The following is a 12,906-nucleotide window of genomic DNA, read 5'->3' on the forward strand; positions in this document are numbered from 1 at the left end:
GGAATTGGTGGCATGACTGTATTGTATGAGGCCATAAAAGTTCTTCCTTATGAAGATTACATTTTTTATGCAGATACGTTAAACGTTCCATACGGTGAAAAATCAAAGGGTAAAGTTAAAGAATATATTTTCAATGCAGCTGAATTTCTGGCCAGTCAAAATATCAAAGCTCTGGTTATTGCGTGTAATACAGCTACTAGCATTGCGATAGAGGATCTTCGGAGAAACTTCGACTTTCCGATAATCGGAATCGAACCCGCTGTAAAGCCTGCTATAAATAAATGTACAGAGGAAAGAAAAAGAGTTCTGGTAGTTGCTACTCATTTGACGCTTAAAGAAGAGAAATTTCATAATCTAGTTAAAGAAATTGATCACCATGACCTTGTTGATTGCTTAGCTCTTCCAGGACTAGTTGAATTTGCTGAGAACTTTGATTTTAGTGAAGACAAAATCATTAAATATCTAAAGAACGAACTATCTTCTTTTGATCTGAAACAATATGGAACGATTGTGTTAGGATGCACTCATTTTCCGTTTTTCAAAAACAGTTTTGAAAAACTATTTGGGATAAAAGTTGATATGATTTCAGGCAGTGTCGGTACTGCAAAACAGTTGAAAAAAGTTCTTGCAGATCGTAACCAGCTTGGTAAAGGATCGGGCTCAATCACCTTTTTCAATTCTGGCCATAAAATTGTGGACCAAGTAGTCATATCAAAGTACAAAAGATTATTTGAAATATTAGATGAAACTCAAAGGAGTCATGTTGGACATTGAATGTAAATGAAAAAGACAATCTCCTGAAGAGAAACATGAACTAAGAAGCGGGCTTAAAAAGCCCACTTTTTTTCTAACAAACAATTGAGTTATACACACATATCTGATTACAGTGTTTTCGCTCTTTCCCCTCTTATTTCTCCCCCATCTCTTATAGCTTTTCTATTTCAATAAAACACAAGTCTCGATTGAAAAGTTATCGTAACATTTACACTTCACAGGACATTTTTCGAGATTAGAAATCGACCGTTTGCCAGATACACAAAGTCATAATGTGTAAATTCTGTGTCTATTTTCATGTTGATTATGGAATTATTTTCATAATGTTTTATAATACAAGATGATAGCGTTTTCTAATTATAATGATAGGGGGAAATAATGATGATGAAAAAAGGACTGCTCGCGGGTGCGCTTACGGCAACTGTGCTTTTTGGCACATGTGCAGTAGATGTGCCGGGTATTATTAGTCCAAAAACCGCAGAAGCTGCATCACAGCTAACTGATGGAATCGGCGGAAGGGCTTACTTGAACAGCACTGGTGCCATTTTTGTTACAAAAATCCAGCTTCCTAGCTCCATTCAGGTTTCAAATGGGACAGCCTACATCTACTCTGGCTTTAGCGGGGGCACAGAATCCGATATCGGGTTTCAGTACAGTGATAAATATAACGTATGGAAACCATATATGAAAGTCGGTTCAAAAGGACAGGATCAGGTTCAGTACCTCGAAGGAGGAAGCCAATTTACGAATACGAAAGGCTTCCGTCCCGGCAGCACCGTACAACTTACCATCTACAAAAACCTTAACGGCAATACACGCGCTACATACTGGGGCACAAACAATGCAGGATACAACGGCCGTCTCATTTCAGAAATCAGCAAAACAAATGTCGGCTCCATCTCCAAATGGAAAGCGCTCGCTACAGTTGCAACAACAGGTTCACGCCAATCTATCAAATCAAATTTTTCAACATCTTTTACAAACATCACCATCGACAACAAAGCAATAACACCTGTAATTGATACACAAGACTTCGCTAAAGTAACAGTCTCAGGCAACAGTGTCAGTTTATCCGTTGTGAAAAATTAAAACATGTTAAACATACAATGCGTTAGGCTATTGAGAAGTTCTCGATAGTCTTAAAGGGGGCTTAACATGCCCCTTTTTTCATTTCAATTTAACTTTCAGTTAGCTTCGGTGCATGCCGTCTATCCCCGTCTTTTATCTGGGTGAAGTAAGGAGCAGCTCGCCCCTTCTGAGCCTGTTCCATTTGCTCAACGCAAAAGGTGTGCATCACTGTCTTAAAAATGTTAAAACAAATAGCAGATGGTGCACTTTATTTTTAGATGAGGCATGCTTACGCTCGATATGCAAGTCAAATGATTAAGGGTCTGCAAGAGAGAGAAGTTTTGGGTGTACTTTCATAAAAGAGGGATGGCTTCATATAGCTCGATTGCATCAGGAAGATTAGCCAGCGATTGGCCGAGAACAACACATCACTTTGAAACGGATTCATTCCAAAATCATAAGTATGATCTAATAACTAATAAAGATGAGTTAGCAGTCCAGCCTTAGGCTAAAAAATATTTTTACATCAATTAAACTAGCATCACTATCGAATAAGCTCGATCTGCATATCATGTACTATCCTCTTTTAAGGAAGGTGATGTTATGAGGTCATTTCCATTAATCGTAGTTCTATTCATCCTATTAATCATCGTTGGGACATCTTTCTTTGGTGGCTATTAAGAACACACCTTACCTCATATCCATCAGACGCCATAAGAAATCTTTATGGCGTCTGTTTTTTATTAGATTTAAACAAAACCATTAAAGTGGGGCCATGCAAACACACCTATGGAGATTACTGCCACGACTTCTTTGTGAGGGAAATATTCTTCCCTTTATGGACTATTGTCGATCAAAAGAGAAAGTTGAAATACCTTTTTATGGTGAGATGAATCGAGGCTTAGACATATAAAAAACCGCAAAGCTTTCTTGAAAGCTTTGCGGTCTTTGGGTCTCTTCTTTGCTTCATATAAGCCAATAGATTTCAAGCGTAATCCACTGCCATACATCCAATGATTTTTTATTTTGAAATAGGTTTCTTCTACTCTTCATGTGAGATGACTCAAGGTATGCCACGTCACAATAATATGGCGGATACTGAATGGTCTCAATCAGTTTTTCCCCATTCTATCAATTCTCCACAGAAAAAATGGCTATGGCAGAACAACTTTCATAGAGTAATCATCATTTAATGAGCCATCATCTCATGGGCAATATCGTGTCCATCCATTTTTGACGGGTAGTAAGTAGGCCAGTTTTTGACTTCATCAAGTAAAGCTTCACGGTCGTCCCCCCAATAGAGATGGTAATGACTAGCTTTAGTCGGGTAAATACTATGATCACTAAACTGAATATACTGAGGCAGCCCTTCTGCTTTTTTAGCTAGTTTGAATATGTATCTTACCCCTCTATTGCCCGCATCATAGGTTAGAATTTCGTATCCGTCATACGTATACTTACCAGAATATTCTTTTCCATTTTTGAAGAACGTTACAGTATCTTTCTGGATTACAATACGGTCAACATCTGTTTGATAGCCTTTTTTATAATACTCTTTATATTCTTCAGCTGTCTTGCCGCCTTCGTGTTCTGATTTATATGAAAACACTTCGTCAAGAGTACCATCTTGCAGGTATGGATATACAGATTGCCAATCTCCTTCCCAATCAGAAAGTGAGCGATCCTTTACTTGGCTGTTTTTAAAATAGCCTTCATATATTTTTTCTGTTTCTTCATCATGCGCATGACTATGATCGTGAGAATGTTCGTGTGTATGACTGTCAGATGTTTGCTCTTGCGTTTTGGAAGAGTCTTCTTCAACTGCTGAGGATGATGTTGTTTGATTAGACTCACCTGCAGAAGAACCGGAAGTCTGACATCCTGCCAAAACTAGTAATGAACCAATCGTTAATATGCCTAGCCGTTTTGAAAATAAAATGTTCATTCCAACACTCCTTTTTTATTAAATCGAAAACATTACGATTTATATTATACATACATCTCTTGCAAACATCAAAGGAAAAATGCTCTTCATGTGGATGGCCTATTTTAAAGGAATAACTGACTATGTTCATCAGTTATTCCTTTAAAATACGAAAGTCTACGATATTTCCATATCGATCCGCTTCAATATGACAGCACCCCTCAAGCAGCTGTTTTAATTTTCCACGTCCGCGTTGTACCCTTGATTTTGCTCCCGAGTAAGAAATGCCGAGCTTTTCACTCAACTCTTTTTGTGATAACCCCTGGAATTCAGTTAACTCGAGAGCCTCTCGATACTTTTCAGGCAACCGTTTGATGGTCGATCGAATACACACAGCTGCTTCCTTGGTGAAATTTTCTTCCTCTGCACTGTCATTAAAATGTAGAACATCAGGCAATATTTCGCTTGTTTTTTTTGTACGGTAAAAATCAATAATCGTATTTCTAGTGATCCGATAAATCCAGCTGTCGATCTTTCGTTCATCGATCAGATTTGGGAGATGTTCATAAATACGATTTGCAAGAGGTCATCAACGATAGATTGATCGTTAACCCTATGTGAAATATATGTTTTTAACGGCTGATGAAATTGATCCCATAGATCCTCTATATTCATTTGACAAAACCTCCTATAATTTTGCGTCTGCTTTACATTTGCTTCGTCTTTTTAATCGTAACAAAGAGCGAAACAATTGTTGAATCAATTGTATTGCAGCTGTTGCAAAAAATAATGATAAAGGAGAGGTTTGTTGTGGAGTATACCTATTTAGGGAGAACAGGATTGCGGGTGAGCCGTTTATGTTTAGGCACGATGAATTTTGGAGTTGATACAGACGAAAAGACTGCGTTCCGTATCATGGATGAAGCGCTTGATAACGGCATTCAATTTTTTGATACTGCCAATATTTACGGCTGGGGCAAAAACGCAGGATTGACAGAGAGCATCATTGGAAAATGGTTTGCACAAGGAGGACAGCGCCGCGAGAAAGTTGTTCTGGCGACAAAAGTATATGAACCGATTTCTGATCCGAATGACGGACCAAATGATATGAGGGGCTTGTCTCTATACAAAATCAGACGTCATCTGGAAGGATCACTGAAGCGGCTTCAGACAGATCATATTTGAATTGTACCAAATGCATCATATCGATAGGCGGACACCGTGGGATGAGATATGGGAAGCTTTTGAGACTCAGGTTCGCTCCGGCAAAGTAGACTATATTGGATCCAGTAATTTTGCAGGCTGGCATTTAGTTAAAGCGCAAGCTGAAGCTGAAAAACGGCGATTCATGGGACTCGTCACTGAACAGCATAAGTATAGTTTATTAGAACGAACAGCTGAAATGGAAGTGCTGCCGGCTGCACGGGATCTTGGTTTAGGAGTAGTGGCGTGGAGTCCCCTTGCAGGAGGGCTTCTTGGCGGGAAGGCATTGAAAAGCAATGCCGGAACTCGTACAGCAAAAAGAGCAGATTTAATTGAAAAACATCGTTTGCAACTCGAGAAATTTTCAGATTTATGCAAAGAACTAGGAGAAAAAGAAGCAAATGTGGCTTTGGCATGGGTGCTGGCAAATCCAGTTTTAACTGCGCCGATCATCGGACCACGAACAGTTGAGCAGCTGCGTGATACGATAAAAGCCGTTGAAATCAGTCTGGATAAGGAGATTCTCCGCATGTTAAATGATATCTTTCCCGGACCTGGAGGAGAGACACCTGAGGCATACGCCTGGTGATACATTCATTACTCAATACTGACATTTTTCTTAAATATTTATACTGAACTATCATATTAGGAAAGACAAGAGCTTGTTTGTCTCTTGTCTTTTCCACATCATGCTGAAAATGCTGGCTAAACATCGACAAAAACGCTGCCGCTTCTAAAAAAGAACCCTAAACAATAGAGTAACTTGAAAGACAACTGGCTTGATCAGCTTGGGACCCCTTTCAGCTGTATTTAAATCAATCAAACTAATGATTCATTGGCAGTCTAAATATTATTATTGTTTCTTTACAAAATAGTAATAGCCCCTGTAATGATTGCTAACAACGTAATAACTAATGATGTAATTACAGCCCACTTAACGGCAAACCTTTGAAATGACCCCAAGTCCATTTTAAGCATGCTTACTAACAGTAGTGTTGACGCAACTAATGGACTCATCAGATGAACCGGCTGCCCCATTATAGAAGCCCTCGCAATTTCTACTGGTTCTATACCATATGCTGAGGCAGCTTCTGCAAAGATAGGTACCATACCAAAGTAATATGCATCATTTGATAAAACAAAAGTAAACGGAATACTAGTGAGTGCTACAATAACGGGGAAAAACCCTCCCATTGATGAGGGAATAACGGATATTAATGATCCTGCTATGGCATCCACCATCTTTGTCCCGGATAATATACCAGCAAATACTCCTGCTGAAAATACCAATAATACTACAGTTATGGCATTACCAGAATGCTCGGCGATTCGCTCCTTCTGCATTTTTACATTCGGATAATTTATAGTAAGGGCAAGAACAAAACCAATTAAAAATAAAACTGACGGATGCTTAGTTCCAAGCACAATAAACACCATGATACTTATAACGAGGAATAAATTAAGATATATTAAGCGTGGCCTTTTCAATTGCTCGCTCTCCAAACTAGCAGCCATATAAGATTGAGAGCTGTCCTTTGTTATATGTCTAGGCTCTAATTGAACGATGCCTATTCGATTCCTCTCTTTCCTTCCCATTAGAAAAGCCAGAAATATCACACAAGCAATACCTCCAAGCATGGTCGGAAGTAATGGCACAAAAAAATCTGAAGGATCCAAACCCAGCACTGAAATCGCTCTTGTAGCTGGTCCGCCCCATGGAGTCATTCCGCTAACGATACTCAACGACAGCATTGCTAATGTCGCCATAACCATGGGATTCATACCAATTCTTTTATACAAAGGTAACATTGCTGAGACTGTTATCATATAGGTTGTTGTACCGTCCCCATCTAAAGCGATAAGCATTGCCAAGACGGCAGACCCTATCGCTATTTTCACAGGGTCTCCCTTTACTATAGATAAAATTTTTTCTATTAGCGGATCAAATAAACCTGCATCAATTAAAATTCCGAAAAAAAGAATAGCAAACAATAGCAATGCCGCTGAACTTGCAACTGTTTGAATTCCTTCTAAAATCATGTCGCCAATACCCTTACCAAAACCTCCAATAAGAGCAAAAACAATGGGAGTGATGGTCAAGGCAACAATAGGCGAGACTTTCTTTGTCATTATTAATATTGTAAAAACAGTTACCATCGAAAAACCTAAAATAGTAAGCATATTACACCTCCAAGAATGCGCTTTCAAATGACTTTTGATTAACATATCTTATACGGTGTAATAAGTTAAATAAATATTTTTTTACTGTGTTCCAAAAAAAATTCTATCATAACTTTAAATGGTTACCATTTGTTCACCCTTTAAAAAATCAATGAATGCTTTAACGAGTTTGATTCCTAATGATTTTTGATCGTACATTAGCCAAGTATCTCTCATTAGAGGCTTACCCTTAGCATTATACAGTTCCATTGTGTACAAATGATCAGATTCCTGCAGGCAAATTTCTGGTGCTATGGAGTAACCAAGACCATGCTTTACCATCTCTTTGCAAGTCTCTTGTCGATCCACTTCCATTGCAATAATGGGGGCTTGTTTTAGATTCGTATGCATCCAATCTTCTATAATCGTTTTTAAAGAAGCATCCGTTTTATATTTGATAAAAGGTAAAAAAGGAAGTTGCTCTATCGTTATTGGTTTTTTTGAGATGATATGTAATTTTTCCCGTGTCAGCCGTTCCTCCACCCCTTTCCAGCGATGGCTTCCTCTCAGTATACCGACTTGTACAATACCAGCATCTAATAATTTCATGACATCTGTGCTCCAGCCTGTTTGTACACTATATTGGACATTAGGATACATAGTGGAAAATTCCCTTAATAACTTAGGGAGCTTATATTGAGCGAAATTGCTTGATACCCCCAGCCTTAGATGTCCTTGCACCTCTTTGCTTAGATTAGAGATATGATCTTTGGTATCTTGAAGTTCCTGTAGCATTCTTCTTGCATAAGCAACCAAGTGTTCTCCTTCCGCAGTAAAGGTAATTCCTTTATGCCTTTTGGTGAATAATTCAATTCCGAAAATCTCCTCAATCTTATTCAACCGATAAGTGATGGAAGGCTGTGATGTAAATAATCGTTCTGCTGTTTTTGTTACACTTTGTTCTTCGTGAAGAATTTTCAATAAAATCCAATCTTTCTCATCCATTTTCATCTTCCTTTCTAGTCCTTCTTTCACAATTATAAAAGTTTTTTTATCGAATATTAAGAAAACTTATATTTTATTTTTATTTTTTTACCTTCTACACTAAAAAACATAAAAAATACTACCTTTAAGATGAGGATGATGACGATGGTCAAGACGAATGTAACAATCATGAGAGGCGGAACAAGCAAAGGCGTTTTTTTCCACGAATCAGCCATGCCTAACAATAAAAACGAATGGGAGCCCTTTTTGCTTGATGTCATGGGAAGTCCTGATAAAAGACAAATAGATGGTTTGGGTGGCGGTAATTCCCTTACTAGTAAAGTGGCAATAATAAAGAAAGCATATACTTCGGATATTGATGTTCACTATACTTTCGGTCAAGTCAGCATTTCAGAAGAAAAAGTGGACTTTAAGGGGAACTGCGGAAATATCTCCGCTGCTGTTGGTCCATTTGCTATCGAAGAAGGACTTGTAAAAGCGACAGAACCAATGACTGCGGTAAGGATCCTGAATACCAATACGAATAAAATGATCATTGCGGAAGTAGAAGTGGAAGACGGTCAGGTCAAATATGACGGAGATGTTACGATATCTGGAGTACCTGGATCTGGATCTCCAATCTATTTAAACTTTCATGATGCCGCTGGTTCAGTTACCGGTCATTTATTGCCTACTGGAAATAGTTCGGAGTTTTTAGATACAAGTCAAGGCCAAATAGAGGTGTCTATTATCGACTATGCAAATCCATTAGTTTTTGTGGAAGCGAGCAGTATCGGCCTGGATGGAACGGAACTTGCAGAAGAATTTACTGATCTACAGTTGGCTCAATTTGAAGAATTAAGATCCATTGCGGCAGAGAAATGCGGCTTTGCCAGTCGATTTTCAGCTACAAAGTTATCGCCGGCTGTCCCCAAACTGGCTATAGTAGCAAAACCAGAGAAATATAAAGATAGTACAGGTGCTTGGCATTCAAACGTTGAGATGGACTTACACATCAGGATGATGTCCATGCAAAAGCCACATCAAGCACTGGCTGTCACTGGAGCGATATGTACAACAAGAGCCCTTTCAGTGGAAGGTGCAATCCCTGCAAGAATAGCAAAAAACCACTCTACAAAGGTTCGGCTAGCTCATTCTTCTGGTATTATTGAAACAATGGTGGAGCCCACTGGTATAAAGATCGTCCGTACCGCACGACGTATTATGGACGGAACAGTTTATACGCATGGAGACTATCAAATGATGTAGATGGACTGTGCAAAAAGCCTCCCCCTTTCCATCGTTAATAGATGGATTGAATGCGCCTTCTTGCACAGATCCATTGTAATCTTGCATGGCTTTAGGAAAGCCTCTATATTGTTTTTTATGAAATCGCCAAGGTCCTTTCATGTATCTGCCTCAAGCATGACATAATCATTAGAGAAAATTGAATACTTTTTACTGCAAATAAAAAGATACCAATATCATTGGTATCTTTTAGATTGAGTTCATCTGCAGCGGTTTCTTTTCCTCACTGCTTATTTGATTACAAAATTACCGTACTCGTTTGAACGAACATGAATCGGTCCGTTTAAATTGTAGTTGTTCTCCTTGGCGATAGATCGAAGCACGTCCACACGGGCAACTGATTCTCTCCATTCGTCACGGGTGTCATGATTGGCCGGATTCATCAGATCGTCATAGCGTACGTCCAAGAATTTATTTAACCACTTCTTCTCGTCTATTCCGTCTTTAGGTGATCCGCCCGCTTTTTTGTTCGTACGTTTAATCAAGGCATAAAAAGAGTCAGGGTCATCACCATCGCCATGTTGAATAACCGTATCGTACATCACAGCTCTAGCCAATGCTGTTTTTAGTCCGGCATTGTCCGATCGTTTCATAGCAGGCTGATAATACAAATGGTCATTTACTTTGTCTTGAGCGGCGCGAAATTCCTTATCATTTGCAAGCGACTTCCAGGCAGAAGCGAATCCCTTGAGATTGCTTGTATCATCGCTTTCTTCCTTGGCCAGACGGCGCAATTCAGGCAGATACTTTTTCAGTTTGTTATTCGGAACTGCCTTTGTGTATACTTCCACTACTTCCAATGCATCCCCGGTAGCCGTTGTAAAGCCTGCCCGTCCGCATGTATAGCCTCGCCCGTCATCCAATCGCTCTACATATCCATATTGGATCTCCGTTGTGCCGTTTTCAAAGATACTTGTCAGCTGTTCCGCCCGGCGCTTTTGATCTTTATTCAGTCCCGCCGCAAAAACCGTTTCGCTCATCATCAGGGTAAAAAACATGGTGAAAACAAGTAATGAGATCGCTGCTTTTTGCATACTGATTTTCATTGCACTTCCCCTTTCTAAATATTGTAAATACAGACTCAGTATACATGAAGAAACTGCCCTATTGTTGAAAATACATCAATTTGTCAATATTTTGAATCTAAAGTAATATAGCTTGAATCTTACTCTTTTCATTGCCAATCAGCCTTAGCCCCTCTCACTGGGAAGGTCCCTTGATTTTCATACTGCTTCAACTTTCATTAACAAGATGCCATAAGGCTTTACTCTATTTTATAATGGAAGTGATCATCGAAAATCGTTAGGGAGGTGATGTAAATGGCAAACAAGATGAGAATGCCAGATTCCGCAACGTCCCATGCAAAGCCTACTATTGGGAAGGCGATACTTTGCATGGGGTAGACTTTCTAAAAGATCGCCCAAGTAAGCTTTTCTGATATAGTGGCTTTGCACCTTATTTGACATAAAAAAATAAGGAGCTGGCAGAAATGGCATATGTAAAAGCAACCGCTATTTTACCTGAAAAGCTGATATCGGAAATTCAAAAGTATGTTCAAGGAAAAACAATATATATCCCTAAACCTGAATCCTCTCATCAAAAATGGGGTGCGTGTTCAGGAACAAGAAAGCTGATCGATGACAGAAACGCTTCTATTAAAAAAGCATTTAAAAACGGCAAAACCATTCATCAATTATCTGATGAATATCACCTCTCTATTGAAACAATAAAAAAAATTGTCTACTCTAAATAAACAAAACGGAAGCACTGATGAAAAATCATCAGTGCTTTTTATATGGCGAGTTTGTTTCTTAGTTATTTCCTGCATATAATACCATTGGCCAATTGTGTAAAGTTAAGGGAGATGAGAAGAAAGGAAGGTCCTACAAATGACGATAAACAATGGAACGTTGCAAGTACCCGGCGCGAACATCCACTATCAGGTGCGTGGCTCAGGTCCAATCATTCTTTTGGTCCACGGCGGAGGCGGTGATGCCGACAAGTTCCATCATGTTGCCAATCATCTGGCTAACTGGTACACGGTTGTTACTTACGATCGCCGCGGCCATTCCCGCAGCAATCTCGCCAATCAGATTGAGGATTACCGTGTGGAAACACACAGTGACGATGCTCACCGTCTTCTAGCCAAAATCACCAATAAACCGGCATACATATTTGGAAGCAGCTCCGGGGCTGTTATCGGGCTTGATCTGTGCATACGCCATCCCGAACAAGTACATGTCATGATCTCACACGAACCAATCTTATTGCAGCTTCTGCATGGAAATGAGCTGAAACAAGCCGAGCAATTCATGGAAGACCTTAAGAAAAATCACCGAAGTGAAGTCATTAAGTTCATGTCAAGATTAGAGACAGACGAACAATCAAAGGCAGTGCTGACAAAGCGGCTTCTCGGCAATTCAACGTATTTCACTGAGTATGAAATTCAAGGAATTCTCAGCTATACATTAGATTTCGAAGCATTAAAAACTGTGTTTACATCTTCACCGATGAAGATACTCCCAGCTGGCGGAAGTGCTTCTCGGGAGCTTTTTCCTTATCGTTGCGCGAACGCCCTAGCGGAACAATTGGAAACAGAATGGGTTGAATTCCCCGGAAATCATACGGGGTACACAATGTACCATAAAGAATTTTCTGAGAGGTTACACGACATGTTAGAAAAAGAAAAGAAACATACGTGTTAAGGATTGATTAAAATTTTCAAAATAGGACAGGTAAAACTAACTATGGAATTGGAGAAGATTTCACGAAGCGTAAAAAGAACTTTTCACTAACGAGAACGCAATGTGAGATGTTTAACCAAAGTGATATTAGGGATTTCATCGAAAAATAGGTTTGTACATTACGTTCTCCTATTGATTATTTCCTATCTTAATTCCGTATTTTATACCATTAGATACAACTCTAAAGCGGCTCGTTATTTTGTCCTCAACAACAACCAGTGTCTAACATCATGAATCTCTTTGGAAAATCACCACAAATGCAGGTATGGAAGACTTCATCGCAGCAAAAACCATACCAACTATTGTTGTTGGTATGGTTCGTCCTAGATTGGCCCTTAAGAAGAGATTCTATTGTACGGAGTATTTAGCTAATTGCATTTGTAACCGACAGGGCCGTCTGAACCTGTGTACACATATGTGTCAGACACATATCCAATATTCACGACACCCCGGGAATCTTTCCACTGGATTTGGTCCCAGATATTACTCGTTCCATACTTCCCTGTAACAGTCGTTCCATAAGCGTAACAATAATAAGGAACACGGGAGCCACTCGGAATGGAAAGCATAATAGGATAATTTGTACCAGGACCGCTGCGCATATTGACAGGCGCACCGCTGCTTGTTGAGACAGTAAAGTACTGAACGGCAAGTGCCTGACTGGAAAAAATAAATAATGATGCAATCATAACGGTTAACATACTCAGCATTTTCAGTTTAGTCAATGTCATCCCTCTTTCT

12 protein-coding genes and 2 pseudogenes are annotated in these 12,906 nt (G+C 39.4%); 7 read left to right on the top strand and 7 right to left on the bottom strand.

Annotated features, from left to right (window positions below; all coding sequences use genetic code 11):
- Positions 1 to 12: 12 nt before the first annotated feature.
- From murI to NST79_RS13855, 3 genes are all read left to right on the top strand, one after another.
- On the top strand, positions 13 to 774 hold the full coding sequence (gene murI, locus NST79_RS13845) for a glutamate racemase (RefSeq protein WP_212058911.1): 762 nt from the start codon (positions 13 to 15) through the stop codon (positions 772 to 774).
- Positions 775 to 1,155: 381 nt separating this feature from the next.
- Positions 1,156 to 1,863: a YrpD family protein gene (locus NST79_RS13850; protein ID WP_015483480.1), complete on the top strand. Its 708-nt coding sequence runs from the start codon at positions 1,156 to 1,158 to the stop codon at positions 1,861 to 1,863.
- A 582-nt stretch (positions 1,864 to 2,445) separates the two neighbouring features.
- Positions 2,446 to 2,523: a YjcZ family sporulation protein gene (locus NST79_RS13855; protein ID WP_072175780.1), complete on the top strand. Its 78-nt coding sequence runs from the start codon at positions 2,446 to 2,448 to the stop codon at positions 2,521 to 2,523.
- Positions 2,524 to 2,808: 285 nt separating this feature from the next.
- Here NST79_RS13855 and NST79_RS13860 read toward each other — a convergent pair whose 3' ends face one another.
- From NST79_RS13860 to sigZ, 3 genes and pseudogenes are all read right to left on the bottom strand, one after another.
- Entirely contained in the window at positions 2,809 to 2,958 is a 150-nt protein-coding gene (locus NST79_RS13860; RefSeq protein ID WP_128474279.1) for a hypothetical protein, read from the bottom strand.
- Positions 2,959 to 3,031: 73 nt separating this feature from the next.
- Entirely contained in the window at positions 3,032 to 3,787 is a 756-nt protein-coding gene (locus NST79_RS13865; RefSeq protein ID WP_212058912.1) for a metal-binding protein ZinT, read from the bottom strand.
- Between the two features lie 133 nt (positions 3,788 to 3,920).
- Positions 3,921 to 4,441, bottom strand: a pseudogene (sigZ, locus tag NST79_RS13870) (RNA polymerase sigma factor SigZ).
- 135 nt (positions 4,442 to 4,576) lie between these two features.
- Here sigZ and NST79_RS13875 point away from each other — a divergent pair.
- Positions 4,577 to 5,558 (top strand): annotated as a pseudogene (locus NST79_RS13875) (aldo/keto reductase).
- Between the two features lie 275 nt (positions 5,559 to 5,833).
- On the opposite strand, the gene NST79_RS13880 reads toward NST79_RS13875, so the two are convergent.
- Both NST79_RS13880 and NST79_RS13885 read right to left on the bottom strand, forming a co-directional pair.
- Positions 5,834 to 7,150 carry a citrate:proton symporter gene (locus NST79_RS13880; protein WP_128471855.1) on the bottom strand — a complete coding sequence of 439 codons (1,317 nt, stop codon included), beginning with the start codon at positions 7,148 to 7,150 and terminating at the stop codon, positions 5,834 to 5,836.
- A gap of 114 nt (positions 7,151 to 7,264) precedes the next feature.
- Positions 7,265 to 8,134, bottom strand: coding sequence for a LysR family transcriptional regulator (locus NST79_RS13885; RefSeq protein ID WP_015251604.1), 870 nt, complete (start codon positions 8,132 to 8,134; stop codon positions 7,265 to 7,267).
- Positions 8,135 to 8,278: 144 nt separating this feature from the next.
- Here NST79_RS13885 and NST79_RS13890 point away from each other — a divergent pair, with 144 nt between their 5' ends.
- Positions 8,279 to 9,382 carry a 2-methylaconitate cis-trans isomerase PrpF family protein gene (locus NST79_RS13890; RefSeq protein WP_212058913.1) on the top strand — a complete coding sequence of 368 codons (1,104 nt, stop codon included), beginning with the start codon at positions 8,279 to 8,281 and terminating at the stop codon, positions 9,380 to 9,382.
- 269 nt (positions 9,383 to 9,651) lie between these two features.
- Here NST79_RS13890 and csn read toward each other — a convergent pair whose 3' ends face one another.
- Complete coding sequence (gene csn, locus NST79_RS13895; protein WP_014480377.1) at positions 9,652 to 10,467, bottom strand: chitosanase; 816 nt, start codon at positions 10,465 to 10,467, stop codon at positions 9,652 to 9,654.
- A gap of 443 nt (positions 10,468 to 10,910) precedes the next feature.
- Between csn and NST79_RS13900 the strand changes: the two genes are divergently transcribed.
- Both NST79_RS13900 and NST79_RS13905 read left to right on the top strand, forming a co-directional pair.
- Positions 10,911 to 11,174 carry a CD3324 family protein gene (locus NST79_RS13900; protein ID WP_003229850.1) on the top strand — a complete coding sequence of 88 codons (264 nt, stop codon included), beginning with the start codon at positions 10,911 to 10,913 and terminating at the stop codon, positions 11,172 to 11,174.
- Positions 11,175 to 11,310: 136 nt separating this feature from the next.
- Positions 11,311 to 12,126: an alpha/beta hydrolase gene (locus tag NST79_RS13905; RefSeq protein WP_212058915.1), complete on the top strand. Its 816-nt coding sequence runs from the start codon at positions 11,311 to 11,313 to the stop codon at positions 12,124 to 12,126.
- 407 nt (positions 12,127 to 12,533) lie between these two features.
- Here the strand turns inward: NST79_RS13905 and NST79_RS13910 are convergent, their stop codons facing one another.
- On the bottom strand, positions 12,534 to 12,890 hold the full coding sequence (locus tag NST79_RS13910) for an SH3 domain-containing protein (RefSeq protein ID WP_004398671.1): 357 nt from the start codon (positions 12,888 to 12,890) through the stop codon (positions 12,534 to 12,536).
- Positions 12,891 to 12,906 lie beyond the last annotated feature (16 nt).

It is taken from the genome of Bacillus sp. PS196, assembly GCF_037963555.1.
Classification (GTDB): domain Bacteria; phylum Bacillota; class Bacilli; order Bacillales; family Bacillaceae; genus Bacillus; species Bacillus subtilis.